Source organism: Streptomyces sp. NPDC005551 (assembly GCF_042871785.1).
In the GTDB taxonomy this organism is placed as follows: domain Bacteria; phylum Actinomycetota; class Actinomycetes; order Streptomycetales; family Streptomycetaceae; genus Streptomyces.
In genome coordinates this window covers 19,799-44,435 of the sequence record NZ_JBIAJE010000017.1, presented here as the reverse complement: position 1 = coordinate 44,435, position 24,637 = coordinate 19,799, and the positions used below count along the sequence as shown (strand labels likewise).

General features: G+C 72.4%; 24 protein-coding genes. 10 read left to right on the top strand and 14 right to left on the bottom strand.

Features of this window, described 5'->3' with window-relative positions:
* The first annotated feature begins 1 nt into the window (after window position 1).
* The 4 genes from ACFYP4_RS33460 (at window position 2) to ACFYP4_RS33445 (ending at window position 4,392) form a co-directional block, all read left to right on the top strand.
* Window positions 2–796 (top strand): thiazole synthase, encoded by a 795-nt coding sequence (locus tag ACFYP4_RS33460; RefSeq protein WP_358853503.1) that lies wholly within the window; start codon window positions 2–4, stop codon window positions 794–796.
* Window positions 797–917: 121 nt separating this feature from the next.
* Window positions 918–2,846, top strand: coding sequence for a Stk1 family PASTA domain-containing Ser/Thr kinase (gene pknB / locus ACFYP4_RS33455; protein WP_388790602.1), 1,929 nt, complete (start codon window positions 918–920; stop codon window positions 2,844–2,846).
* A 91-nt stretch (window positions 2,847–2,937) separates the two neighbouring features.
* Window positions 2,938–3,816, top strand: coding sequence for a deoxyribonuclease IV (locus ACFYP4_RS33450; RefSeq protein WP_388790599.1), 879 nt, complete (start codon window positions 2,938–2,940; stop codon window positions 3,814–3,816).
* A gap of 69 nt (window positions 3,817–3,885) precedes the next feature.
* On the top strand, window positions 3,886–4,392 hold the full coding sequence (locus ACFYP4_RS33445; protein ID WP_388790595.1) for a DUF4396 domain-containing protein: 507 nt from the start codon (window positions 3,886–3,888) through the stop codon (window positions 4,390–4,392).
* Window positions 4,393–4,409: 17 nt separating this feature from the next.
* Here ACFYP4_RS33445 and ACFYP4_RS33440 read toward each other — a convergent pair whose 3' ends face one another.
* Window positions 4,410–5,042: a sulfite oxidase-like oxidoreductase gene (locus ACFYP4_RS33440; protein ID WP_358853507.1), complete on the bottom strand. Its 633-nt coding sequence runs from the start codon at window positions 5,040–5,042 to the stop codon at window positions 4,410–4,412.
* Between the two features lie 154 nt (window positions 5,043–5,196).
* Between ACFYP4_RS33440 and bfr the strand changes: the two genes are divergently transcribed.
* On the top strand, window positions 5,197–5,676 hold the full coding sequence (gene bfr / locus ACFYP4_RS33435) for a bacterioferritin (protein ID WP_358853508.1): 480 nt from the start codon (window positions 5,197–5,199) through the stop codon (window positions 5,674–5,676).
* A gap of 22 nt (window positions 5,677–5,698) precedes the next feature.
* On the opposite strand, the gene ACFYP4_RS33430 is transcribed toward bfr, so the two are convergent.
* From ACFYP4_RS33430 to ACFYP4_RS33420, 3 genes are all read right to left on the bottom strand, one after another.
* Window positions 5,699–5,956: a (2Fe-2S)-binding protein gene (locus ACFYP4_RS33430; protein ID WP_358853509.1), complete on the bottom strand. Its 258-nt coding sequence runs from the start codon at window positions 5,954–5,956 to the stop codon at window positions 5,699–5,701.
* A gap of 162 nt (window positions 5,957–6,118) precedes the next feature.
* A complete protein-coding gene (locus ACFYP4_RS33425) occupies window positions 6,119–7,471 on the bottom strand; it encodes a class II 3-deoxy-7-phosphoheptulonate synthase (RefSeq protein ID WP_358853510.1) in 1,353 nt (450 codons plus the stop codon).
* A 147-nt stretch (window positions 7,472–7,618) separates the two neighbouring features.
* On the bottom strand, window positions 7,619–8,782 hold the full coding sequence (locus ACFYP4_RS33420; RefSeq protein ID WP_358853511.1) for a glycoside hydrolase domain-containing protein: 1,164 nt from the start codon (window positions 8,780–8,782) through the stop codon (window positions 7,619–7,621).
* 162 nt (window positions 8,783–8,944) lie between these two features.
* Between ACFYP4_RS33420 and ACFYP4_RS33415 the strand changes: the two genes are divergently transcribed.
* A complete protein-coding gene (locus tag ACFYP4_RS33415) occupies window positions 8,945–9,001 on the top strand; it encodes a trp operon leader peptide (protein WP_071528813.1) in 57 nt (18 codons plus the stop codon).
* 113 nt (window positions 9,002–9,114) lie between these two features.
* Window positions 9,115–11,013 (top strand): anthranilate synthase family protein, encoded by a 1,899-nt coding sequence (locus tag ACFYP4_RS33410; protein ID WP_388790589.1) that lies wholly within the window; start codon window positions 9,115–9,117, stop codon window positions 11,011–11,013.
* A 109-nt stretch (window positions 11,014–11,122) separates the two neighbouring features.
* Here the strand turns inward: ACFYP4_RS33410 and ACFYP4_RS33405 are convergent, their stop codons facing one another.
* From ACFYP4_RS33405 to ACFYP4_RS33390, 4 genes are all read right to left on the bottom strand, one after another.
* Entirely contained in the window at window positions 11,123–12,151 is a 1,029-nt protein-coding gene (locus tag ACFYP4_RS33405) for a 6-phosphofructokinase (protein WP_358853513.1), read from the bottom strand.
* A 153-nt stretch (window positions 12,152–12,304) separates the two neighbouring features.
* Complete coding sequence (locus ACFYP4_RS33400) at window positions 12,305–13,012, bottom strand: response regulator (protein ID WP_388790586.1); 708 nt, start codon at window positions 13,010–13,012, stop codon at window positions 12,305–12,307.
* Between the two features lie 140 nt (window positions 13,013–13,152).
* Window positions 13,153–14,376, bottom strand: coding sequence for a MacS family sensor histidine kinase (gene macS / locus ACFYP4_RS33395; RefSeq protein ID WP_388790583.1), 1,224 nt, complete (start codon window positions 14,374–14,376; stop codon window positions 13,153–13,155).
* A 28-nt stretch (window positions 14,377–14,404) separates the two neighbouring features.
* Window positions 14,405–15,217 (bottom strand): lysophospholipid acyltransferase family protein, encoded by an 813-nt coding sequence (locus tag ACFYP4_RS33390; protein ID WP_358853516.1) that lies wholly within the window; start codon window positions 15,215–15,217, stop codon window positions 14,405–14,407.
* 221 nt (window positions 15,218–15,438) lie between these two features.
* On the opposite strand from ACFYP4_RS33390, the gene ACFYP4_RS33385 reads away from it, so the two are divergent.
* Window positions 15,439–16,248, top strand: coding sequence for an alpha/beta fold hydrolase (locus tag ACFYP4_RS33385; protein ID WP_358853517.1), 810 nt, complete (start codon window positions 15,439–15,441; stop codon window positions 16,246–16,248).
* Entirely contained in the window at window positions 16,241–16,888 is a 648-nt protein-coding gene (locus tag ACFYP4_RS33380) for a hypothetical protein (protein ID WP_358853518.1), read from the top strand. The genes ACFYP4_RS33385 and ACFYP4_RS33380 overlap by 8 nt, the downstream gene beginning before the upstream one ends.
* 66 nt (window positions 16,889–16,954) lie before the next feature.
* Here the strand turns inward: ACFYP4_RS33380 and ACFYP4_RS33375 are convergent, their stop codons facing one another.
* The 6 genes from ACFYP4_RS33375 to ACFYP4_RS33350 form a co-directional block, all read right to left on the bottom strand.
* Complete coding sequence (locus tag ACFYP4_RS33375; RefSeq protein ID WP_358853519.1) at window positions 16,955–17,725, bottom strand: endonuclease/exonuclease/phosphatase family protein; 771 nt, start codon at window positions 17,723–17,725, stop codon at window positions 16,955–16,957.
* Window positions 17,726–17,914: 189 nt separating this feature from the next.
* The gene (locus ACFYP4_RS33370; RefSeq protein WP_358853520.1) at window positions 17,915–18,868 is read right to left on the bottom strand and encodes an ROK family glucokinase; all 954 of its coding nucleotides are present in this window, start codon (window positions 18,866–18,868) and stop codon (window positions 17,915–17,917) included.
* A gap of 54 nt (window positions 18,869–18,922) precedes the next feature.
* On the bottom strand, window positions 18,923–19,390 hold the full coding sequence (locus tag ACFYP4_RS33365; RefSeq protein ID WP_358853521.1) for a DUF5304 domain-containing protein: 468 nt from the start codon (window positions 19,388–19,390) through the stop codon (window positions 18,923–18,925).
* Window positions 19,391–19,491: 101 nt separating this feature from the next.
* Window positions 19,492–20,661: an ArsA family ATPase gene (locus ACFYP4_RS33360; protein ID WP_388790577.1), complete on the bottom strand. Its 1,170-nt coding sequence runs from the start codon at window positions 20,659–20,661 to the stop codon at window positions 19,492–19,494.
* A 437-nt stretch (window positions 20,662–21,098) separates the two neighbouring features.
* Window positions 21,099–21,542: an SRPBCC family protein gene (locus tag ACFYP4_RS33355; protein WP_388790575.1), complete on the bottom strand. Its 444-nt coding sequence runs from the start codon at window positions 21,540–21,542 to the stop codon at window positions 21,099–21,101.
* A gap of 118 nt (window positions 21,543–21,660) precedes the next feature.
* Window positions 21,661–22,458, bottom strand: coding sequence for a metallophosphoesterase (locus ACFYP4_RS33350; RefSeq protein WP_388790572.1), 798 nt, complete (start codon window positions 22,456–22,458; stop codon window positions 21,661–21,663).
* Window positions 22,459–22,753: 295 nt separating this feature from the next.
* Here ACFYP4_RS33350 and ACFYP4_RS33345 point away from each other — a divergent pair, with 295 nt between their 5' ends.
* On the top strand, window positions 22,754–24,550 hold the full coding sequence (locus tag ACFYP4_RS33345) for an AMP-dependent synthetase/ligase (protein ID WP_388790569.1): 1,797 nt from the start codon (window positions 22,754–22,756) through the stop codon (window positions 24,548–24,550).
* Window positions 24,551–24,637 lie beyond the last annotated feature (87 nt).

Genomic DNA, 24,637 nt, shown 5'->3' with positions numbered 1-24,637 from the left:
CATGGCCGACGACCCCTTCGTCCTCGGTGGTACGTCCTACTCGTCCCGCCTGATCATGGGCACCGGCGGCGCCCCCAGCCCGGACGTGCTGGAGCGCTCCCTGGCGGCCTCCGGCACGGAACTGACGACGGTGGCGATGCGCCGGGTGAACCCACGGGCCCACGGCTCGGTGCTGTCCGTGCTCGACCGGCTCGGCATCCGCGTCCTGCCGAACACGGCGGGCTGCTTCACCGCGGGCGAGGCCGTCCTGACCGCCCGGCTGGCCCGCGAGGCCCTCGGCACCGACCTGGTCAAGCTGGAGGTCATCGCCGACGAGCGCACCCTGCTGCCGGATCCGATCGAGCTGCTGGACGCCGCCGAGACGCTGGTCGACGACGGCTTCACCGTGCTGCCCTACACGAACGACGACCCCGTGCTGGCGCGCAGGCTGGAGGACGTCGGCTGCGCCGCGATCATGCCGCTGGGCTCGCCCATCGGCTCCGGCCTCGGGATCCGCAACCCGCACAACTTCCAGCTGATCGTGGAGCACGCGCGCGTGCCGGTCATCCTGGACGCGGGAGCCGGTACGGCCTCGGACGCCGCGCTCGCCATGGAGCTGGGGTGCGCGGGTGTGATGCTCGCCTCAGCCGTGACCCGGGCCCAGGAGCCGGTGCTGATGGCCGGCGCCATGCGGCACGCGGTCGAGGCGGGGCGGCTGGCGTACCGGGCGGGCCGTATCCCGCGCAGGCACTTCGCCGAGGCGTCCTCCCCGGTCCAGGGGCGTGCGCGGCTGGATCCCGAGCGCCCCGCCTTCTGACGCGGGGGCCGTCCACCCTCGCGTCCGCGAGGCCGCTCAACAGTCACAGGTCTGCTGCATTCCGCCCCCGGAACGGGCGGACCGGGTGGGCCCGACAGTGGCGGCTCGTAGACTCACCTGCGTGGATACGACCCTTCAGGACCCGCTTGTCGGGCAGGTGCTCGACGGCCGCTACCGCGTCGACGCGCGGATCGCGGTCGGCGGGATGGCCACGGTCTACCGTGCCCTGGACACCCGCCTGGACCGCGTGCTCGCGCTCAAGGTGATGCACCCCACGCTGGCCGCCGACGGCTCCTTCGTCGAGCGGTTCATCCGGGAGGCCAAGTCCGTGGCCCGGCTCGCCCACCCGAACGTGGTGCAGGTCTTCGACCAGGGGACGGACGGGTCGTACGTCTACCTGGCCATGGAGTACGTCGCCGGGTGCACCCTGCGTGACGTGCTGCGCGAGCGCGGGGCGCTGCAGCCGCGGGCCGCGCTCGACATCCTGGAGCCGGTGCTCGCCGCACTCGGCGCCGCACACCGCGCGGGGTTCGTGCATCGCGACATGAAGCCGGAGAACGTGCTCATAGGGGACGACGGCCGGGTCAAGGTGGCGGACTTCGGTCTCGTCCGGGCCGTGGACACGGTGACGAGCACCACGGGGTCCGTCCTCGGCACCGTCTCCTATCTCGCCCCCGAGCAGATGGAGCACGGCACGGCAGACCCCCGCGTCGACGTGTACGCGTGCGGCGTCGTGTTCTACGAGATGCTCACCGGCGACAAGCCGCACTCCGGCGGCTCCCCCGCCCAGGTGCTCTACCAGCACCTGAACGCGGACGTGCCGCCGCCGTCGGCCGCCGTGCCGGGGCTGCCGCCGGCCCTCGACGACGTGGTCGCCTCGGCTGCCGCCCGCAACCCCGAGGCGCGCCCCTACGACGCGGTGGCGATGCTCGCGCAGGTGCTGGAGGCGCGGGGCGGGCTGAGCCCCGAGCAGCTGGACGCCGTACCGCCGAAGGCCGTGGCCGCGGACCACGACAACGCCGAGGACCGGACGAGCGTGATCCCGCGCTCGCTGTCCGGGCAGCGGCCGCTGCCGGTGAACGAGGACGAGGACGCGCTGAACCGGACCAGCCGCTTCGAGAGTCCGCCGGTCCCGCCGCCGCGGCGCGGGACGCGGCCCCGGCGCGGCGTGTTCGCGATCGTCGCGGCCGTACTGCTGGTGCTCGGCGTCGGTGCGGGCGTCTGGTACATCAACTCCGGCCAGTTCACCAAGGTCCCGCCCGTGCTGGAGAAGACCGAGGCGCAGGCGCGGGACCGGCTCGAGGCGGCCGGCCTGGACGTCGACAAGGTCGAGCGCGACTTCAGCGACACCGTCAAGCGCGGCACGGTCAGCGGGATCGACCCGGGGGTGGGCGAGCGGATCCGGGAGAACGACTCGGTGACGCTGACCATCTCCAAGGGGCCCGAGATCGTGAAGGTGCCCGATCTGGAGGGTGAGACGCTGAGCGAGGCCAGGGACCGGCTGAAGTCGGCGGGCCTGGCGGCCGGCATGGTGACGCGGGACTTCAGCGACGACATCGCCAAGGGGGCCGTGATCGGTACGGACCCGGCCACCGGCACCGAGCGGCACGCCGGGTCGGCCATCGCGATCACGGTGAGCAAGGGCAGGGCGGTGGACGTGCCCGACGTCACGGGTTCGTCGGTCGAGGACGCGACCGAGGAGCTGGAGGACGCGGGTCTGAAGGTCGAGGTCGCCGCCGGGCGGGTCACGTCGTCGGAGTTCGACAAGGACGAGGTCGTCGAGCAGAAGCCGAAGGGGGACGACGGCCGTCGGCTCGCCGAGGGCGACACGGTCACGCTGACGCTGTCCAAGGGCCCGGAGATGATCGAGGTCCCGGACGTCGTGGGCGACAGCGTGGAGAAGGCGACGCAGCGGCTCGAGGACGCCGGGTTCGAGGTCGACAAGGACCGGGGCCTCCTCGGGCTCTTCGGGGACACGGTCGAGAACCAGTCGGTGGACGGCGGGGACAAGGCCCCCAAGGGGTCGACGATCACGATCGAGATCCGCTGAGCGAAGCCGGCCGCTCCCCGGGGGCGGGGCGGTCCGGCCCGGGGGACATCCGGGGCCGGAGCACACGGGAGCGCGTGACACCCTGAAGGGCGTGACAAGCAAGCAGCTCCGCAACCCCGTCGGCGGCCATGTCCCGGTGGCGGGCGGCCTCTCCACCGTCGGCCTCGCCTACGCGCGCGAGGTGGGCGCCGAAGCCGTCCAGGTCTTCGTCGCCAACCCGCGCGGCTGGGCGACCCCGGCCGGCGACCCGAAGCAGGACGAGGCGTTCCGCGCGGCCTGCGCCGCCGAGTCGGTCCCGGCGTACGTCCACGCCCCGTATCTGATCAACTTCGGCTCGCACACGGAGGCGACCGCCGAGCGGTCGGTGCTGTCGCTGCGCCACTCCCTGCGCCGGGCCCGGGAGATCGGCGCGCTCGGCGTGGTCGTGCACACCGGGAGCGCCACCGGCGGACGCGAGCGGGCCACGGTCCTCGCGCAGGTACGGGAGCGGATGCTGCCGCTGCTCGACGAGCTGACCCACGACGACGACCCGTACCTGCTGCTGGAGTCGACGGCCGGCCAGGGTGCCTCGCTCTGCTCCCGCACCTGGGACTTCGCGCCCTACTTCGAGGCGCTCGACGCCCATCCGCGGCTGGGCGTCTGCCTCGACACCTGCCACATCTTCGCGGCGGGCCACGACCTGACCGGGCCGGACGGGATGCACCAGACCCTCGACCTGCTGGTCTCCACCGTCGGCGCCGGCCGGCTGCGGCTGATCCACGCCAACGACTCCATGGATGTGGCCGGCGCCCGCAAGGACCGCCACGCGAACATCGGCTCCGGCCACATAGGCGAGGACCCGTTCCGCGCGCTGATGACCCACCCGGCCACCGCGGGCGTCCCTCTCGTCATCGAGACCCCCGGGGGCAAGGAGGGACACGCGGCGGACATCGAGCGGCTGAAGAAACTCCGCGACGACGGACCTCGTTGAGGAATACCCCAGGGGGGTATACGGTTCCTGTCAGGTGCGGGAACCGACACCTGACGCTGGGGGCTTCTCATGCAGCACGACGCGCACACCGGACACGCTCACCACGACCACGACCACGACCACACCGTCGCCCACGCCCCGGCCACCTGGGCGACGGCCGCCCGGGCCACCCTCCACTGCCTGACCGGCTGCGCCATCGGCGAGGTGCTCGGCATGGTGATCGGGACCGCGCTCGGCTGGGGCAACGTGCCCACGATGGTCCTGGCCATCACCCTGGCCTTCTTCTTCGGCTACGCGCTCACGCTGCGCGGGATCCTCGGGGCGGGTGTCGCCGTAAGGACAGCGTTGCGGGTCGCGCTGGCCGCGGACACGCTGTCCATCGCGGTGATGGAGCTGATCGACAACACCGTGATCGCCCTGTGGCCGGGCGCCATGGAGGCCCACCTCGACGACCTGCTGTTCTGGGGCGCGCTGGCGATCTCGCTGGCGGTCGCCTTCGTGGTGACGACACCGGTGAACCGGTGGATGATCGGCCGCGGCAAGGGCCACGCGGTGGTGCACCGGTACCACCACTGACGCCCGCACCGGGAGGGTCAGAGCTCGGGGCCGTCCCCGGGCTCCTCCTGGTAGGAGTAGCGCTGCTCGCGCCAGGGGTCACCGACGTTGTGATAGCCGCGCTCCTCCCAGAAGCCGCGGCGGTCGGCCGTCATGTACTCCACGCCGCGGACCCACTTGGGGCCCTTCCAGGCATACAGGTGCGGGACGACCAGGCGGAGCGGGAAGCCGTGCTCCGCGGTGAGCAGTTCGCCGTCCTTGTGGGTGGCGAAGATCGTGCGCTCGGACGCGAAGTCGTCGAGCCGCAGGTTCGAGCTGAACCCGTACTCGGCCCAGACCATCACATGGGTGACGGAGGGAGCCGGCGGGGCGATCCGCAGGATCGTGCGCGCGGGGATGCCGCCCCATTCGGCCCCGACCATGCTGAATTTCGTCACGCAGTGCAGGTCGGCCACGACGGTGGCGTACGGCAGGGCCGTGAACTCCTCGTGGGTCCAGCAGCGCTTCTCCTGGTCGGCGGTGGCACCGAAGACCCGGAACTCCCAGCGCTCGGGGCGGAACTTGGGCACCGGGCCGTAGTGCGTGACGGGCCAGCCGCGCTGCAGTCGCTGCCCCGGGGGAAGGTCCGGCTGTGCCGCTTCTCCAGATTCACGCTCCACCGGCTGACCCATGACTCCATCCTGACAGACCTGGGACGGTGCACATGACCAGGCCTGTCTCGATTCGGGCAACTCCTACTAAGCGTGCACTTACTGGACGGCCTCGGGTGCCGGTGCGAGGATGCGGCGCAACCTGCCCACTTCCCGCCTGGAAGGAGCCTCTGCGATGCAGGGCGACCCCGAGGTCCTCGAATTCCTCAACGAGCAGCTGACCGCCGAGCTCACCGCGATCAACCAGTACTTCCTGCACGCGAAGATGCAGGAGAACTTCGGCTGGACGAAGCTCGCGAAGTACACGCGGCACGAGTCGTTCGACGAGATGAAGCACGCCGAGCTGCTCACCGACCGGATTCTCTTCCTTGACGGCCTGCCGAACTACCAGCGGCTCTTCCACGTCCGGGTGGGACAGACGGTCACCGAGATGTTCCAGGCGGACCGGCAGGTCGAGGTCGAGGCGATCGACCGTCTCAGGCGCGGGATCGAGGTGATGCGCGCGAAGGGCGACATCACCTCCGCGAACATCTTCGAGTCGATCCTCGCGGACGAGGAGCACCACATCGACTACCTGGACACCCAGCTGGAACTGGTCGAGAAACTCGGCGAGGCGCTCTACATCGCGCAGCTGATCGAGCAGCCGGAGGGCTGAGCCGCCGCGGGAGACGCAGGGGCTAGGCGGCGGCGGCCTCGTCCAGCGCGGCGGACTCCAGGGTGCCGGCGAGGACCGGCCGCCCCCGGTCCGCCGGCTCGGGGCGCGGGGTCGCACCGCGGCCGAGCAGGGCCTGGATGCGGCGTACGCACGAACCGCAGTCCGTGCCGGCCTTGCAGGCCGAGGCGATCTGGCGGGGGGTGCAGGCACCGGCCTGCGCGTGCTGCTTCACCTGGGCCTCGGTGACACCGAAGCAGTTGCAGACGAACACGCGGCTCACCTCCCGTCGGGATCCATGGGGTCATGCCGTCCCGACTGGTCGGTGAGGCAAACCTAACCTTACCCATAGCCCGAGGCCCCGCAAAAGTGGCACAGGGCGCGGATCGTATGTGATCCGCGCCCCATTTCACCCCGCCGTAACAGGCGAAACCCTGCTGATCTGCTACTGGTCCCGGTACATCTCGGAGACCAGGAAGGCCAGGTCGAGGGACTGGCTGCGGTTCAGGCGGGGATCGCAGGCCGTCTCGTAGCGCTGGTGCAGGTCGTCGACGAAGATCTCGTCGCCGCCGCCCACGCACTCGGTGACGTCGTCACCGGTGAGCTCGACGTGGATGCCGCCCGGGTGGGTGCCCAGCGCCTTGTGGACCTCGAAGAAGCCCTTCACCTCGTCGAGCACGTCGTCGAAGCGCCGGGTCTTGTGACCGGAGGCCGCCTCGTAGGTGTTGCCGTGCATCGGGTCGGTGATCCAGGCGACGGCCGCGCCGGAGGCGGTGACCTTCTCCACCAGCTCGGGCAGCTTGTCGCGGACCTTGTCCGCGCCCATGCGCACGATGAAGGTGAGACGGCCGGGCTCACGGTCCGGGTCGAGGCGCTCGATGTACTGCAGCGCCTCCTCGGCCGTCGTCGTCGGGCCGAGCTTGATGCCGATCGGGTTGCGGATCCTCGAGGCGAACTCGATGTGCGCGCCGTCCAGCTGACGGGTGCGCTCACCGATCCAGACCATGTGGGCCGAGACGTCGTACAGCCGGCCCGTGCGCGAGTCCACGCGGGTCAGCGCCGACTCGTAGTCGAGCAGCAGCGCCTCGTGGGAGGCGTAGAACTCGACGGTCTTGAACTCCTCCGGGTCCGCCCCGCAGGCGTGCATGAAGTTCAGCGCCTGGTCGATCTCCCGGGCGAGCTGCTCGTAGCGCTGGCCGGACGGGGACGACCTCACGAAGTCCTGGTTCCAGGCGTGCACCTGGCGCAGGTCGGCGTAACCACCGGTGGTGAAGGCGCGCACCAGGTTGAGCGTGGAGGCGGACGCGTTGTACATCCGCTTCAGGCGCTCGGGGTCCGGGATGCGGGCGGCCTCGGTGAAGTCGAAGCCGTTCACGGAGTCGCCCCGGTAGGTGGGGAGCGTCACACCGTCGCGGGTCTCGGTCGGCTTGGAGCGCGGCTTGGAGTACTGGCCGGCGATACGGCCGATCTTCACGACCGGCACCGAGGCGGCGTACGTGAGCACGGCGCCCATCTGGAGCAGGGTCTTGAGCTTGTTGCGGATCTGGTCGGCGGACACCGCGTCGAAGGCCTCGGCGCAGTCGCCGCCCTGGAGAAGGAACGCCTCTCCCTTGGCGACGGACGCCAACCGGGCGCGCAGCTGGTCGCACTCGCCCGCGAAGACGAGCGGCGGATACGACTCGAGGTCCGCGATCACATCGCGCAGAGCCTCGGCATCGGGGTACTCGGGCTGCTGCGCCGCGGGAAGGTCTCGCCAGGTGTTGCCAGCGCTCGCGCTGGACTTAGCGTTCACGGTCACCTCCCCAACATTACGGGGTCGTGTCGGGCGTCCGGCCACCTGCTCATCAAGTGAGACGGCGGGCGCTCGGACGGTGCCCTGCCGCGGACGGCGGCACGCGGCCGTCGGCGGGCCCGCCGTGGCGGACCCGCCCGGGAGGCCGCGGGCTCAGGGGCCCACGTCGAGCTGGTTGCGGTCGATGCCGATCTTCACCCCGCCGTGGGTCTCGGACCGGTCGCCCGCGTACTGGTGGATGCGCTGGTGGTCCGCCCACAGGTTCGCCGGGATCGACGGGTCGGAGGTGGTGGCGGAGTCGTTCCAGCGCGCGAAGTGGATCACGTCGGGGAGGGTGGTGCCGTCCGCGTTCGCGACGAGGTCCGGGACGAGGGAGGTGGCGCTGCCGTACGCGCCGGAGCGGTAGCCCAGCTCGTGCAGGCGCACGGTGTAGGCCTCCAGGTACGCGAGGACGCGCTGGGTCACCGTCCCGCCGCGCGTGTAGTGCTCCAGGTCGTTGTAGAGCACCGTTCCCCCGCCGAACCCGAGCGCCTCCGCCTGCCGGGCCGCGTCGTCGGCCGCCTCCGTGCCCTGCGGCACCGGGTCCGTGATGGCCGCGCAGCCGCTCCCGCAGCTGCCGCCGTCGGACGTGGGCTGCCGGCCGACGTAGAGCGGGAAGAAGCGCCAGCCGTTGGTGTACTGCGTCCGTACCCAGCTCGCGGTGAGCTCGGGCTGGGCGCAGGCACGGTTGATCCCGCCGAGGTAGACGCCGACGGCCCCGTAGCCGGACGTGTCCTTCCAGGCGTCCATGGCCGACTGGCTCGGAGCGGTGCAGGCGTCGAAACCCTTGCCCTGGAAGGACGTCGCGTCGGCGGGGAGGGCGGCCGGCGCCCCGGTGAGCGTCTCGGCCCGTGCGGAGGCGACGGGCAGACCGGCGCTGCGCAGGATCTCCTGGATCCGCTCGCGGTCCTGCCCGTAGGCGGCGGTGACGGCGATGCGGTCCGCGGTGGCGCGGTACGTGCCGGCCGTACGGTTCTCGGTGACCTCGGTCCCGGTGTCCGCGGCCGGCTGCACCAGCAGCGCTTCCGTGCGCCCCGCCGGGTCGGCGGAGCAGTTCGGCCGGTCGCCCGGTGTACCGAGGTACACCACGTGGCGGTCGAAGCGGACACAGGCGTCCGGGTCCTTCTCCAGGTCCACGACCCGCCAGGAGGCGGGGACGGTGAACACATGGCCTCGGTAGCTGACGTCGACGGTGTCGCCGGAGGTCCGCGGCGCCGCCGGGACGGTGTCGAGCGGGCCGGCGGCGAGGGCCGTGGCCGCGGCGAGCACGGTGAGCACGCGGGCACGGCCGCGCCGGAACTGGGGTGAACGCAGTGGATGGATGGCTCTCTCCTCGGTCGGGTTTCCTGGCCATCCATGGCCGCGCGGAGCGGTCCGTGAACCCCTCGCCGGTCCGGTTCACGCTGTTGCCGGGCCGGGCTGTCGGGTAGGGTGCGGCGCATGTTCGCGCACTCGACCCAGAACTGGTGGTGGACCGCTCATCCGGCGGCCCACTGACTGCGCGTACGCACGACTTCGCGAAGGCCGCCCGGGGGGCGGCCTTCGGTGTTTTCCGGCCCGGCCGTTCCTCTCCGCAGAGCTCGCCCTCCCCGAGAGAAGGAACAGGACCGATGAACCTGACCGACCTGGTCGACGACCCCCGCCCGTTCGCCCTGCTGCGCCGGCGCACCCCCGGCCACGACCACGACACGGTGGAGCTGCTGCTCGGCCCGGTGCGCGTGGTCGACCGGCTGGCCGACATCCCCGTGGGCGAGCGCCCGTCCCTGGCCCTGGTGCCCTTCCGCCAGATCCGCGAGCGCGGCTTCGACGTGCGCGACGACGGGACGCCGCTCGCGGTGCTGACCGCCGAGGAGACGTACCGGATCCCGCTGGAACAGGCACTCGCGCAGCTCCCGTCGCACGACGTGCGCGTCCGGGGCGGGGGCTTCGACGTCGCCGACGAGGAGTACGCCCGCATCGTCGGCCGGGTGCTGGACGAGGAGATCGGGCGGGGCGAGGGGGCGAACTTCGTCATCCGCCGGACCTACGAGGGCGGGATCCCGGGGTTCGGCCGGGCCGACGCCCTCGCCCTCTTCCGGCGGCTGCTGGTCGGCGAGCGTGGCGCCTACTGGACGTACGTCGTGCACACCGGGGAGCGGACCCTGGTGGGGGCCAGCCCCGAGGTGCACGTCCGGATGTCCGGCGGGACCGTCGTGATGAACCCGATCAGCGGGACCTACCGCTATCCGGCGCAGGGGCCGACGCCCGAGGGCCTGCTGGACTTCCTGGCCGACGGCAAGGAGATCGAGGAGCTCTCGATGGTCGTCGACGAGGAGCTGAAGATGATGTGCACCGTCGGCGACCGGGGCGGTGTGGTGATCGGGCCGCGGCTGAAGGAGATGGCCCATCTCGCGCACACCGAGTACGAGCTGCGGGGCCGGAGCTCGCTGGACGTGCGCGAGGTCCTGCGGGAGACCATGTTCGCGGCGACCGTCACCGGGTCGCCGGTGCAGAACGCGTGCCGGGTGATCGAGCGGCACGAGGTGGGCGGGCGCGGCTACTACGCCGGGGCGCTGGCCCTCGTCGGCCGGGACGCGGGCGGGACGCAGACCCTCGACTCCCCCATCCTCATCCGGACCGCCGACATCGACGCGGACGGGCGGCTGCGCGTGCCGGTGGGCGCCACGCTGGTCCGCGGCTCGGATCCGGCGAGCGAGGTCGCCGAGACGCACGCGAAGGCCGCCGGGGTGCTGGCCGCGCTGGGCGTGCGTCCCGGCAGGCCGCCGGCCGAGGGCGTACGGCCGCGGCTGGCCGACGATCCGCGGGTGCGGGCCGCGCTCGACGGGCGGCGGGCCGCGCTCGCGCCGTTCTGGCTGCGGATGCGGGAGCGGGCCGCCGACCTGTCCGGCCACGCGCTGGTCGTGGACGGCGAGGACACCTTCACGGCGATGCTGGCGCACCTGCTGCGGTCCTCCGGTCTCGAGGTGAGCGTGCGGCGGTACGACGAGCCCGGGCTGCGGGAGGCGGTCCTCGCACACGCGGGCCCGGTGGTCCTCGGCCCCGGCCCCGGCGACCCCTCGGACCGGACCGACCCCAAGATGCGGTTCCTGCGTTCACTGACCGCCGAGGTGCTCGGCGGGCACCGGCACGGGGTGCTGGGCGTGTGTCTCGGCCATGAGCTGATCGCCGCCGAACTGGGCCTGGAGATCGTCCGGAAGGACGTGCCGTACCAGGGCGCGCAGACGGACGTCGACCTGTTCGGGCGCACCGAGACCGTCGGCTTCTACAACAGCTTCGTGGCGCGCTGCGACGACGAGGCCCGCGCCGCGCTCCTCGCCCGGGGGGTCGAGGTCGGCCGCGGCGGCACCGGGGAGGTGCACGCCCTGCGCGGTCCCGGGTTCGCGGGGGTGCAGTTCCACCCGGAGTCGGTGCTGACACTGCGCGGTACGGACGTCGTCCGGGAGCTGCTGGCTCAGCTGGGCTCCGGCGACGGCACGAGGACGTTCTCCGAGCGGCGGCCCGCCGTGTAGGCGACCACCGGGGCGCCGGCCGGCCGGGGACCGCGCGCGCACCGGCGCCCCGGCCGGCGGGGGCCGGGGACCGCGAGCGCACCGGCGCCCCGGCCGGCGGGGTCCGCAATCAGCCGAAGAAGACGCCGGCCTCCTCGTACAGCTTCGGGTCGACGGTCTTCAGCCTGGCCGTGGCCTCCGAGATCGGGACGCGGACGATGTCCGTGCCGCGCAGGGCGACCATCGTGCCGAAGTCGCCGTCGCGGACCGCCTCGATGGCGTGCAGGCCGAACCGGGTGGCGAGCCAGCGGTCGAACGCGCTCGGGGTGCCGCCGCGCTGGACGTGCCCGAGGACCGTGGTCCTCGCCTCGTTGCCGGTGCGTCGCTCGATCTCCTTGGCCAGCCATTCGCCGACGCCGGAGAGCCGGACGTGCCCGAAGGAGTCGAGCGTGCCGTCCTTGAGGACCATGTCGCCGTCCTTGGGCACGGCCCCCTCGGCGACGACCACGATCGGGGCGTACGAGGCCCTGAAGCGTGAGGTCACCCAGGCGCACACCTGGTCGACGTCGAAGCGCTGCTCGGGGATCAGGATGACGTTCGCGCCGCCGGCGAGGCCGGAGTGGAGGGCGATCCAGCCCGCGTGCCGCCCCATCACCTCGCAGACGAGGACGCGCATGTGGGACTCGGCGGTGGTGTGCAGCCGGTCGATGGCCTCGGTGGCGATGCCGACGGCGGTGTCGAAGCCGAAGGTGTAGTCGGTGGCGGAGAGGTCGTTGTCGATGGTCTTCGGGACGCCGATGGTGCTGATGCCGTACTCGTCGTTGAGACGCCCGGCCACCCCGAGGGTGTCCTCGCCGCCGATGACGACGAGCGCCCCGACCTCCTGCTTGGCGAGGTTCTCCTTGATCCGGCGGATACCGTCCTCCCGCTTGAGGGGGTTGGTGCGCGAGGAGCCGAGGATGGTGCCGCCGCGGGGCAGGATGCCGCGCACGGCCGGGATGTCGAGCCGCACGGAGCGGTTCTCCAGGGGACCTCGCCAGCCGTCCCGGAAGCCGACGAAGTCGTAGCCGTACTCCTGCACGCCCTTGCGGACGATGGCCCGGATGACGGCGTTCAGCCCGGGGCAGTCGCCGCCTCCGGTCAGTACTCCGACCCGCATGGAAAGTCCCTTCGCCGGGGATGCCTGACAGGACTCACGCTAGTAGTGATCCAGGTCACTTCGGCATGGGGCGGATGGTCAATTCCGGTGCAATGTCCGGGAGTTGATTACACACTTCACTCGTAGGAGGGGTTTCGCGCTCCCGGCGGGGCGTCAGGCGTCGTCGAGGCCACGCTCTATGGCGTAGCGCACCAGCTCCACCCGGTTGTGCAGCTGGAGCTTGCCCAGGGTGTTCTGCACGTGGTTCTGCACCGTGCGGTGCGAGATGACCAGGCGCTCGGCGATCTGCTTGTAGCTCAGCCCCTTGGCGACCAGGCGCAGGACCTCGGTCTCCCGGTCGGTGAGCTGCGGGGCCCTGGGCTCGTCCCCGGCGGCGGGCGCGGGCTCGGAGGCGAGCCTGCGGTACTCGCCGAGGACCAGGCCCGCGAGGCCGGGGGTGAACACCGGGTCGCCGGCCGCCGTACGGCGCACCGCGTCGATCAGTTCCTCCGTGGACGCCGACTTCACCAGATAGCCGGTGGCGCCGGACTTGACCGCCTCCAGGACGTCCGCGTGCTCGCCGCTGGCCGACAGGACCAGGACGCGCAGCGCGGCATCGGCTCCCACCAGCTCCTTGCAGACCTGGACGCCGGGCTTGGCGGGCAGGTTCAGGTCCAGGACGAGGACCTCCGGCGAGACGGCCCGGGCCCGGCGTACGGCCTGCTCGCCGTCGCCCGCCGTGGCGACCACGTCGAAGCCGGCCTCGGCGAGGTCGCGCGCGACCGCGTCGCGCCACATGGGGTGGTCGTCGACGACCATCACCCTGATCGGATCCTTGCCCGCCTGCTGTGCGGCCTCGGTGGCCCCCGTCATCTCCGTCATCACTGCCCCGTCGTCCTCGTCATCGCGTTGTCGTCGTCCTGCTCGTCGTTCTCGTTCGTCGTTCTCGTTCGTCGTTCTTGGAGGCACCCGCACCCGCATCGCCACCGGCACCGGCACCGGCACCGGCACCGGCGCCCGGGTCAGCGGGTCTCCGCGGCCTCCCGCGCGGCCTTCGGGACCCTCAGCTCGACCTCCGTGCCCTGCCCCGGGACCGAGATCAGCTCGGCGGTGCCGCCGATGTCGCGCAGCCTGCCGCGGATCGAGAGGGCGACCCCGAGCCGCCCCTCCCCCTCGGCCTGCGCGAGCCGCCCCTCCGGAATGCCGGGGCCCTCGTCGCGCACGGTCACGATCACCGCGTCCGGCTCGTCCTCCAGCAGGATCCAGGCGCGGGCGCTCTCGCCGACGTGCCTGGTGACGTTGTCCAGGGCGGCGCCGACCGCGCCGGCCAGCTCCCGGGCGGCGGCCGGGGCGAGCGGCACGGGCGCGCCGGGCTCGGACAGGGTGACGTGCGCGCGGGCGTACCGGGCGAGCAGGGGACGCAGGTCGACGGGGTCGCCGTCCGTGTCGTCCTCCGGCTCGTCGACCGCGCGGACGACGGCTCCGAGGGCGGCGTCCTCGGAGACCCGGGAGACCGGTACGAGGCCGCCCGACACCAGCGAGCGCAGCGCCACCTCCTGCTCGCCCGCCAGCCGGCCCAGCTCGGCCGCCTCGCCGCCGAGCACCGCACCGCGCCGCTGCACCATGGCGAGGACCTGGAGCACCCCGTCGTGGATGTCACGGGCCAGCCGCTCGCGCTCGCGGGTCGCGGCCTCGATCTCCAGAGCCCGGGCGAGGGTGCGCTCGGAGGCGCGGGCGACCTCGACGACGTAACCGATGGCGATGGAGGCGACCCAGACGAGGATCACGTTGTGGACGGTGTCGCGGGTCGGGGCGCCGCGCTCGGCGATGTTGGCCACCGCGACCAGCGTGGACGCGAAGGCCGCCCAGCGCCAGCCGCCCTTGATCGCGAAGGCCAGGACGGACCCGGCGGTCCAGATCGACGGCAGGGTCGGGCCGCCCGCCTCTATCCGGGACACGTCGTCGGCGACCCGGGTGAGCAGGACGCCGACGAGCGCGACGGTGAGGTCGGCGGTGAGGAACGGCTTCGTGCAGGCGGCGGCGCCGGAGACCCGGGGCAGGGTCGCGAGGGTCCACGCGGCCAGCACCACGTAGTAGGCGACGGCGACCCAGGGGCGGGGGAACTCGTCGTACGCGGTGACGAAGAGACCGATCGCGTAGCACAGGGTGAGGACGCGGTACGCGGTGAGCGCACGCCACAGCGGCTGCTCGACCGACATCCTCATGACTCTCTCGCGTCTGGCCATGTCCCCCACCCCACCCCGACGGACGCGGCTACGAGCCGGACCGTTCCCGCTGTGCCCGTTCCCTGTGGTCCGTCTCCTGCTGCGCCAGGTCCTTCGCGGCCTGGGCCCGCTCCTTCTCCGCCTGCGCGAGGGCCGCCCGGGCGGCCTTCTCGGCCTCCTTCTCCGCCTTCGCCGCCTCCGCGATCTGCCGCTTGGCGGCCGTCGCGTACATGTCGACGTACTCCTGGCCGGAGAGCTTCATGATCTCGTACATGACCTCGTCGGTCAGCGCGCGCAGCACGAAGCGGTCCTGCTCCATGCCGCCGTACCGGCTGAAGTCCAGCGGCCTGCCGATGCGGATGCCCGGCCGCATCAGCTTGGGCATCACCTGGCCCGGGGGCTGGATCTTCTCCGTGTCGATCATGGCGACCGGGATGACCGGGGCGCCGGTGGCGAGCGCCACGCGCGCGAGGCCGCCCGGCTTGCCCCGGTAGAGACGGCCGTCGGGCGAGCGCGTGCCCTCGGGGTAGATCCCGAACAGCTCACCGCGCTCGATGACGTCGACCCCGCTCCTGATGGCCGCCTCGCCCGCGCCGCGCCCGCCGGAGCGGTCCACCGGCAGCTGGCCCACACCCTTGAAGAAAGCCGCTGTCATCCGCCCCTTGATGCCGGGCGTCGTGAAGTACTCGGCCTTCGCGATGAAGGTCACTTTGCGGTCCAGGACCGCGGGGAGGAAGAAGGAGTCCGAGAACGACAGATGATTGCTCGCCAGAATCGCGGGGCCCTCGGCGGGAATGTTCTCGAGGCCTTCCACCCAGGGCCTGAAGGCGAGCTTCAGTGGCCCTCCGATGGAAAACTTCATTGCGCCGTAGATCAACCGAGTGCCTCCTGTGTCGTCGGTGAGACCTTAACCCGGAGCACTGCCAATGGCCCCGACGACCCTGGTCGGTGTCAGTGCGGTCGCGTACGGTGAAGTACGCCCCGAACCTCGGGCGGCCGTCCTGCCGCAGTCGTCGTGCCGTGTTCCGTTCGGCCCGCCCGCCCCATGACCGTTCCCGCCCCTCATGAACAAGGAGACCGAAGGTGCCGGTCCTTCCCGGAGCCGAGCCGTACCGCCACGAAGGCGGAGAGATCGGCGTCCTCCTCTGCCACGGCTTCACCGGTTCCCCGCAGTCCCTGCGGCCCTGGGCGGAGTATCTCGCCGAGCGCGGTCTCACCGTCGCGCTGCCGCTCCTGCCCGGGCACGGCACGCGCTGGGAGGACATGCAGCTCACCGGCTGGCAGGACTGGTACGCGGAAGTGGACCGCGAGCTGCGCGCCCTGCGGGAGCGGTGCACCCGGGTGTTCGTCTGCGGGCTGTCCATGGGCGGCGCCCTGACCCTGCGGCTGGCCGCCCGGCACGGGGACGACATCAGCGGCATCGTCGTCGTCAACCCGGCGAACAAGGTGCACGGACTCTCCGCGTACGCCCTTCCGGTCCTGCGGCACGTCGTGCGCACGACCAAGGGGCTCACCAGCGACATCGCCAAGGAGGGGGGTGTGGAGATCGGCTACGACAAGGTGCCGCTGCACGCCGCACACTCGCTGCGGAACTTCTTCCGGATCGTCGACGCCGAGCTGCCGCAGGTCACCCAGCCGATGCTGCTGCTGCACAGCCCCCAGGACCATGTGGTGCCGCCCGCGGACTCGGCGCGCATCCTCGGCCGCGTGTCGTCCACGGACGTGACCGAGATCCTGCTGGAACAGAGCTACCACGTCGCGACGTTGGACCATGACGCGGACCGGATCTTCGACGAGAGCTACGCGTTCATCGGCCGGCTCGCGCCCGCCGTCGGCAAGGAGTCCGAAGCGGGTCGGGTGAGTCAGCAGGAAGGGACGGCCACCGGTGGCTGAGTACGACGCGGATCGCGGCGAGCCCGACGAGAAGGATCCGCCGCTCGGGGACGAGCAGAGCGTGCCCTTCGACGAGCAGGCCGCCTGGGCGGCGATCGTCGCGGGATACGGTGCCGAGCCGCCGGACCCGCCCGGCTCCAAGCCGTTCAAGTCCGTGGAGGACCTGGCCCTGCTCGCCCCGGAGACGAACGACCCGGACGCGGGCGACGCCGGCCCGGGCGACCCGGAGGCGGGAGCCCCGGACCAGGGGGACCCGTCCCGGCGCCCGCAGGAGCCCCCTGCGTCCGCGAGACCGCTCGGCAGCTCGGTCGCCTTCGCACCCGGCGTCACCGCCGGCCCCCGCGACTACGAGGCCCCCGACGCCCTCGATGACGACTTCGGCGACGACGACGAGGGCCACTTCGTGCCGCCCGAGCCGCCCCCGCTGCCCGCGGCCGACACCACGGCCAAGTTCGCCTGGCTCGCGGTGCTCGGCGGTCCCGTGCTGCTGCTCCTCGCCGTCCTGCTCGGCTGGGACATGACCTGGTGGCTCGCCACCCTCGGCATCGGCGGCTTCCTCGGCGGCTTCGCCACGCTGGTGATGCGCATGCGGGGCGACGACGAGGGCGAGGACGACCCCGGACGGGGCGCTGTCGTCTGACACCGCGCGAAACCGGGGCCGGGCCTGACACCGTCCGGCCCGGCCCTTCGCGCGTCCGGCGCCGGCTCAGCCGGCGGGAATCCTGAGGGCGGCCAGCACCGGAAGGTGGTCCGTGGCCGCCGTCAGGTCCGCCTCCGTCACCCCCGGCAGGCCGAGCGGCACGCCGCACCCCAGGACCTCGATGCCGGGGGTCGCGAAGATCGCGTCGATGCGCTGGTGGGGGGCGGCCGGGGTCGAGGTGTGCTCGCCGCCCCAGGGCGCGGTCGCCCAGCAGTCCCGGAGGCCGTCGGCAAGACGCTCGAAGGCCCGGCCGCCGGGACGTTCGTTGAGATCGCCGCCCGCGACGGCGTGCGGGGTGCCGAGTCCGGCGAGACGGTCGACGAGCAGGCCCGCCTGCTCGTACCGCTCGTCCTTCTGCAGCGAGAGGTGACAGCTCAGGACGCCGAGCCGGACACCGCCGAAGCGGACCACCGCGGTCGCGAAGCCGCGCCGGTGCAGACCCGGGGTGAGCGGGAGCAGCACGTCCTCGGTGCGCTCGACCGTCGCGCGCAGACTGCACAGGACGGCGGGACCGGCGGCCGTGGCACCGCCCGACAGGACCACCTGCCCCGAGGCCGCCGCGAGCCGGGCCAGCTTCTTGCGCCAGCGGAAGAAGCGCGGCGCCTCCTGGACGAGGACCAGGTCGGGTGCGCAGGCTCTGATCACCCGGGCGAGCGCGTCGGTGTCGTCACGCATCGACCGGATGTTGTAGCTGAGCACTCGGACGACGGCCGAACCGTCGGCGTCGGTACGGGAGTCGGGCAGCGGACGGGTCGCGCTCGGCGTGCTCGCAGACATGCCGATCAAGATACGGCAGCCGGGCCCGGCGCAGGGCCCCGGCGCCACCTGCCGCGCGAGGCCCGGCGCAGGGCCCGGGCGCCACTGCCGCGCGCGGTCCGCCCCGCCGCTGTGCCGGGCCGCGTCCGGCACACGACAGCGCCCGCCGGCCCCTTTCGGGGAGCGGCGGGCGCTGTGCGGAGCGACGCGTCACATGACGGGGTCGGGCTCCCGGGCCAGGTCCGCCGCCCCGACGAGACCGGCCTTGTTGCCGAGCTGCGCGGCGATGACGTCGGCCACCGGCCGCCAGTTGCCGCCGACCAGCCACCGCTTGTACGACTTGCGGATCGGGTCGAGGACCAGCTCGCCCTCGTCCGAGAGGCCGCCGCCGACGATGAAGGCGGACGGGTCGAAGAGGGACGCCAGGTCGGCGAGACCGGCGCCCGCCCAGCGGGCCAGCTCGCGGTAGGAGTCCACCGCCACCGGGTCGCCCTGCCGCGCGGCCATCGAGATGTGCTTGCCCTCGATGCCGTCGGGGGTGCCGTCGCCCAGCGAGAGCAGGGTCTCCGCGCGCTCGGGGGTCGCGTTGGCCCGCTGCTTGGCGTACCGGACGAGGGCCCGGCCGGACGCGTACTGCTCCCAGCAGCCCTGGCTGCCGCAGCCGCACAGCAGACCGTCCGGGACCATCCGGATGTGGCCGAACTCGGCGGCCACGCCGAAGTGCCCGCGCCGCAGTTTGTTGCCGATGATGATGCCGCCGCCGAGGCCGGTGCCGAGGGTGATGCAGATGACGTTGCGGTGCCCCTTGCCGGCACCGAACCTGTACTCGCCCCAGGCGGCGGCGTTCGCGTCGTTCTCGACGACGACCGGCAGGCCGACGCGGGCCTCGACCTCGTCCTTCAGCGGCTCCTGCCGCCAGTCGATGTTCGGCGCGAAGTACACGGTCGAGCGCTGACGGTTGACGTAACCGGCGGCACCGATGCCCACGCCCACGATGTCGTGGCCCGCGCGGGCACCGTCCACGGCCGCGGCGATGGCGTCCACGATCGCCTGCGGTGTGGTGGGGGTCGGCACCTTGAAGGTCGAGAGGATGTTGCCTTCCTCGTCGACCACGCCGGCCGCGATCTTCGTGCCGCCGATGTCGACGCCGATGGTGAGTCCCATGAATCCCTCAGTTTCGGTCGAGCCCCGCTACGGGCAACCGTACCCGAGGGGGGCTCAGTCCAGGTCGATGTGTTCCCCGGGACCGGGGCCCTCCTCGCGGGGGTCCGTGCCCCGTGCGGTCCAGCGGCTCTCCTGTGTCTCGACTGCCGAGCGGTAGGCGGCGAGCAGCTCGGAGCCGGCGGCGGCCAGATGGTCGAAGACGTCCGGGTTGCGCTCGATGACCGGTTCCACCGCCGCCTTGGCCTGCTGCACGACCTGGCTGACCAGCTGCTGGGCCGTGCCCGAGGCGACGGTGCCGAACAGGGGCGACTGGAGGCCGGACAGCTTGTCGGCGACGGCGTCGACGAGTTTGCGCAGTTCCTCGGCGGCGGAGCCGGGCGGTGTGCCCTGCCCGGACCGGCGGCGGGCCTTCTCCGCCGCGAGGTCCTCGGCGCACGCCTTCGCCCAGGCGTCGGCGTCGGCGGCTCGCACCTCGTCGGCCCCCTGCTGAGCGGCGTCGGACGTGGGGCGCTCTTCGCTCATGGCGGACTCCTGACTACGGTTCGTCCCTCCGACGTTACCCGAACGGGGGTATGCGGTTCACGTGTCCGCGGCCCGGTGTCCCGGCGGCGCCCGCGATCCGGTCACCTGCCCTGCGGCCACAGCCCGGGATCGGGGGTGAAACGGACGCGCAGCTCGCCCTCGCGCAGGGCCGCGCCGGCCACCGTGCAGCGGCGCAGGACGGACGGCAGCGGGACGATCCTGCGGAACTGCCCGGCGGAGACGACGAGTTCGTCGCCGCGGCGGACCAGGTCGAGTTCCTCGCGTATCGCGCCGGGGAGCGGGATGTGCCAGACGAGCACCCCGTCGTCGGTGAGGTGGTCGGTGACGGGCCACTCGACCGGCTGCCCGGATTCACCCGCACCGGGGACGGCGAGCGCGGTGAGGTCGTCGCCGCCGCGGGGGTCGCGGCCGAGGTGCGGGAGCTCGTGGAGGGCGTACGTGCCCCGCCACTCGTCCAGCGCCTTGGACTGCTGGGCGGCGAGCGCGGCCGCCCACGGGTCCTTCGGGGCGCCGGGCAGGACCCGGTTGGCGACCAGGGAGTCGACGCGCATGCCCCGCAGGGCGAGGGCGGTGGCGGCGGCGCGTACGGCGTCGGCACCGGCCGGACCGGGTTCGGCGACCAGCCGTACGGTCGTGGCGGGGTCCCCGACGACCGCCTCCGCGGTGGCCAGCTCGACGTCCCAGCGGGCGGCCGTCTCGTACAGCCACTCCGCGGGCATCGGAACGCCGGCCAGCCGGCCGAGCAGGGGGCGCAGGGCGCGGGCCGCCTGGCGTTCCGCGGGGAGCAGCCGGCGCAGATAGCGGCGCAGCTCCTCGGGGAGGGAGAGGAGGGCGAGCGCCTGCGGGACCGGCGGGAGGTCCACCACCAGCAGGTCGTACGGTCCCGAGGTCGCCGCGTCGCGCAGGGCGCGGAGCAGGGCGAGTTCCTCGGCGCCCGGCAGCGGGGTGACTTCCTCGGCGTCCAGGCGGGTGGCGCCGAGGAGGTCGAGGGCGCTGGTGGCGCGCTCCTGGAAGGCGGTGAGGTCGTCGCGGAAGCGTTGCGCCGCGTCGGGGCGCCAGGCGGCCAGGTTGGGTGCGGCCTCGACGGGCTCCGCGCCGGTGCGGACGCCGAGGACGGCGCCGAGGGTGTCGGTGCGGTCGGCGCTCAGGACGAGGGTGCGGGTGCCCTCGCGGGCGGCCTTCAGCGCGGTGGCCGCGGCGACGGTGGTGCGGCCGGTGCCGCCCTGGCCGGTGATCAGGATGGTGCGCATGGGGGTGAACGGTACCTGGGCCTTGCCGGCCGGGGGGCGGGCTCACCTGGGCGGTTCTTGCCGGCGGGGCCGCGTTCAGCCCGGCGGGGCCGGGGCGTCCGGGCGGGCTTGCCTGCGGGGCCGGGGGTGACCGGGCGGGCTTGCCTGCCTGGCGGTTGTTTGCGAGTCGGCCTCGGTCCGGTGGGCGTCGGTCGCCCGAAGGGCTCGTCCTCAAACGCCGGACGGGCTGATCACTTCGGCCGGGGTTCAGAGGGACCGGACGGGCTGATCACTTCGGCCGGGGTCCAGAGGTGACCGGGCGAGCTGATCACTTCGGCCGGGGTCCAGAAGTGACCGGATGGGTGGCTGGATAACTCCGGCCGGGGTCCAGGGGTGACCGGACGGGCTGATCACTCCGGCCGGGGTCCAGGGGGGACCGGACTCCAGGTGCCCCCTAGTTACTTGTCGCCGGACTCCACTCGCTTCTTCAGGCCCGCCAGCGCGCGGTCGATGATGACCTTCTCGGCCTTGCGCTTGATCATGCCGAGCATGGGGATCTTGACGTCGACCGTCAGCCGGTAGGTGACCTCGGTGGCACCGGCGCCGGCCGGCTTCAGGAGGTACGTGCCGTCCAGCGAGCGCAGCATCTGGGACTTGACCAGGGTCCAGGAGACCTCGTGGTCGCCGGTCCAGGTGTACCCGAGCGTCTGGTCGTCCTTGATGGCACCCGCGTCCATGACCAGACGCACCTGCTCGGCGCGGCCCCGCGCGTCCGTGGCGAGCACCTCCGCCTCCTTCACCTCACCGGTCCAGTCGGGATAGCGGGCGAAGTCCGCGATCACCGCCATGACGTCGGCCGGTGCCGCCTCGATCGTGATGCTCGAGCTGGTGTGTTCCGCCATCGCGGTGGCTCCTCCAGATGCGGTCCGGTGAGGAAGGGTGCTGCGCACGTGTGTGCAGCGTGAAGGCTACCGCGCGCGGACCGGCCCACCGTCACCGCGTCCGGCCGCCCGCCGCCCTTCACCACTCCAGCGCCCAGGGCCGGCCCGACCCCGCGAAGTGCCCGACGTTCACGCACTCGGTCGCCCCGATGCGCATCCGGCGGACCAGCGGCTGGTGGACGTGGCCGAAGAGCGAGTAGCGCGGGCGGGTGCGGCGGATCGCGTCCAGCAGGGCGCGGCTGCCGCGCTCGAAACGGCGCGCCACCGTGTCGTACACCAGCTCCGGCACCTCCGGGGGGATGTGCGTGCACAGCACGTCGACCTCACCGACCGCCTCGATCTTCGCCGCGTACTCCTCGTCGCTGATCTCGTACGGCGTGCGCATGGGGGTTCTGAGGCCGCCGCCGACGAACCCGAAGACCCAGCCGCCGATCTCCGCCCGCCCGCCGTCGAGCACGGTCGTACCGGGTCCGGCGTATTCCGGCCACAACGCCGGCATGTCGACATTGCCGTAGGTGGCGTAGGTCGGCGTCGGAAACGCGGCGAACAGTTCGGCGTACTGCTTGCGTACCGCCTTCTCGATGGCGGCGCCCCGGTCCGCGCCGATCCCGCCCCACAGCCGGGCCCCGAACTCCCGGGCCTCCTCGAAGCGGCGGGCGGTGCGCAGCTCGACGATGCGGTCCGCGTTCTCGGCGCCGAACAGGTCGGGGAAGATGCCGCGCGAGTGGTCGGCATAGTCCAGGAAGAGCACCAGGTCACCGAGGCAGATCAGGGCGTCGGCGCCCTCTTTGGCCCTCGCCAGGTCGCGCGCGTTGCCATGCACGTCGCTGACGACATGGACGCGCGTCCTTCGGTTACCGCCTCGTGTGGGTGCCATGACGATCAAGCGTAGGGGTGTGCGGCAAACGTGAACAGAGGCGGTCGGACCTGCGGTTACTGGCTGGTCCCGGAGGGCTTGGACTACTGTGCGCCAAGGAATGCCAACACGTGTGACGCATAGAACATCTCACCAGGACCCCCTGTCGGAGAGGCCATACCGGCGGGTAACGTCCGGGCCGTCCAGTCGTGCTCAGGATTTCAACCATGACGTCCACGAGCACCTGCCCGAGCCTTGGACGCACCGTCGCATCACACAGAGTCGTGGCGCCGGCGCCCTATGAGGAGCAGCAGTCTTGCGCGAGTTCAGCCTTCCGGCTTTGTACGAGGTCCCTGCGGACGGCAATCTGACCGACATCGTCCGCAGAAACGCCGCGCAGCATCCCGATGTCGCCGTCGTCGCCCGCAAGGTGGGCGGGACGTGGACGGACGTGACCGCCACCACCTTCCTCGCCGAGGTACGGGCCGCGGCCAAGGGCCTGATCGCGTCGGGCGTGCAGCCCGGCGACCGGGTCGGACTGATGTCCCGCACCCGTTACGAGTGGACGCTGCTCGACTTCGCCATCTGGAGCGCGGGCGCGGTCACCGTGCCGGTGTACGAGACCAGCTCGGCGGAGCAGGTGCAGTGGATCCTGGGCGACTCGGGCGCGACCGCCTGCATCGTCGAGCTGGACACGCACGCGGCCTCCGTCGAGTCGGTGCGCGACGGGCTGCCCGCCCTCCGGCACGTGTGGCAGATCGAGGCCGGCGGCGTCGAGGAACTGGAACGCGCGGGCAAGGACGTCTCCGACGAGACCGTCGAGGAGCGCAGCTCGGCCGCCAAGGCGGACGACCCGGCGACCATCGTCTACACGAGCGGCACGACCGGGCGCCCCAAGGGCTGTGTCCTCACCCACCGCAGCTTCTTCGCGGAGTGCGGCAACATCGTGGAGCGGCTGCGTCCGCTGTTCCGCACGGGCGAGTGCTCGGTCCTGCTCTTCCTGCCGCTGGCGCACGTCTTCGGGCGCCTGGTGCAGGTGGCGCCGATGATGGCGCCGATCAAGCTCGGCTGCGTCCCGGACATCAAGAACCTCACCGAGGAGCTGGCCTCCTTCCGGCCGACGCTGATCCTCGGTGTGCCGCGCGTCTTCGAGAAGGTGTACAACTCGGCACGCGCCAAGGCCCAGGCGGACGGCAAGGGCAGAATCTTCGACAAGGCGGCGGACACGGCGATCGCGTACAGCCGCGCGCTGGACACGCCCTCCGGCCCGTCCCTCGGTCTGAAGATCAAGTACCGGACGTTCGACAAGCTCGTCTACAGCAAGCTGCGCGCGGTGCTCGGCGGACGCGGCGAGTACGCCATCTCCGGCGGCGCCCCGCTCGGCGAGCGCCTCGGCCACTTCTTCCGCGGCATCGGCTTCACGGTCCTGGAGGGCTACGGCCTCACCGAGTCCTGTGCCGCGACCGCGTTCAACCCGTGGGACCGCACGAAGATCGGCACGGTCGGCCAGCCGCTGCCCGGTTCCGTGGTGCGCATCGCGGACGACGGTGAGGTGCTGCTGCACGGCGATCACCTGTTCAAGGAGTACTGGAACAACGAGGGCGCGACCGCCGAGGCGCTGGCGGACGGCTGGTTCCACACCGGTGACATCGGCACCCTCGACGAGGACGGCTACCTGCGCATCACCGGCCGCAAGAAGGAGATCATCGTCACGGCGGGCGGCAAGAACGTCGCCCCGGCCGTGATCGAGGACCGCATCCGGGCGCACGCGCTGGTCGCGGAGTGCATGGTGGTCGGCGACGGGCGTCCCTTCGTGGGCGCGCTGGTCACCGTCGACGAGGAGTTCCTGGGCCGCTGGGCGCAGGAGCACGGCAAGCCGGCGGGGTCCACGGCGGTGTCGCTGCGGGAGGACCCGGATCTGCTGAGCGCGATCCAGGCCGCCGTGGACGACGGCAACGCGGCGGTGTCCAAGGCGGAGTCGGTGCGCAAGTTCCGGCTGCTGCCGTACCAGTTCACCGAGGAGTCGGGGCATCTGACGCCGTCGCTGAAGCTCAAGCGGAACGTGGTGGCGAAGGACTACGCCGACGAGATCGAGGCGATCTATCGGGGCTGACGCCCGGGGTACGTCCCCGGTGACGGGGCGCTGTCCGCGGCGGGGCGTTGCCCTGGGCGGCGGGGGGCGCCTCTTCGCCGTGCGGGC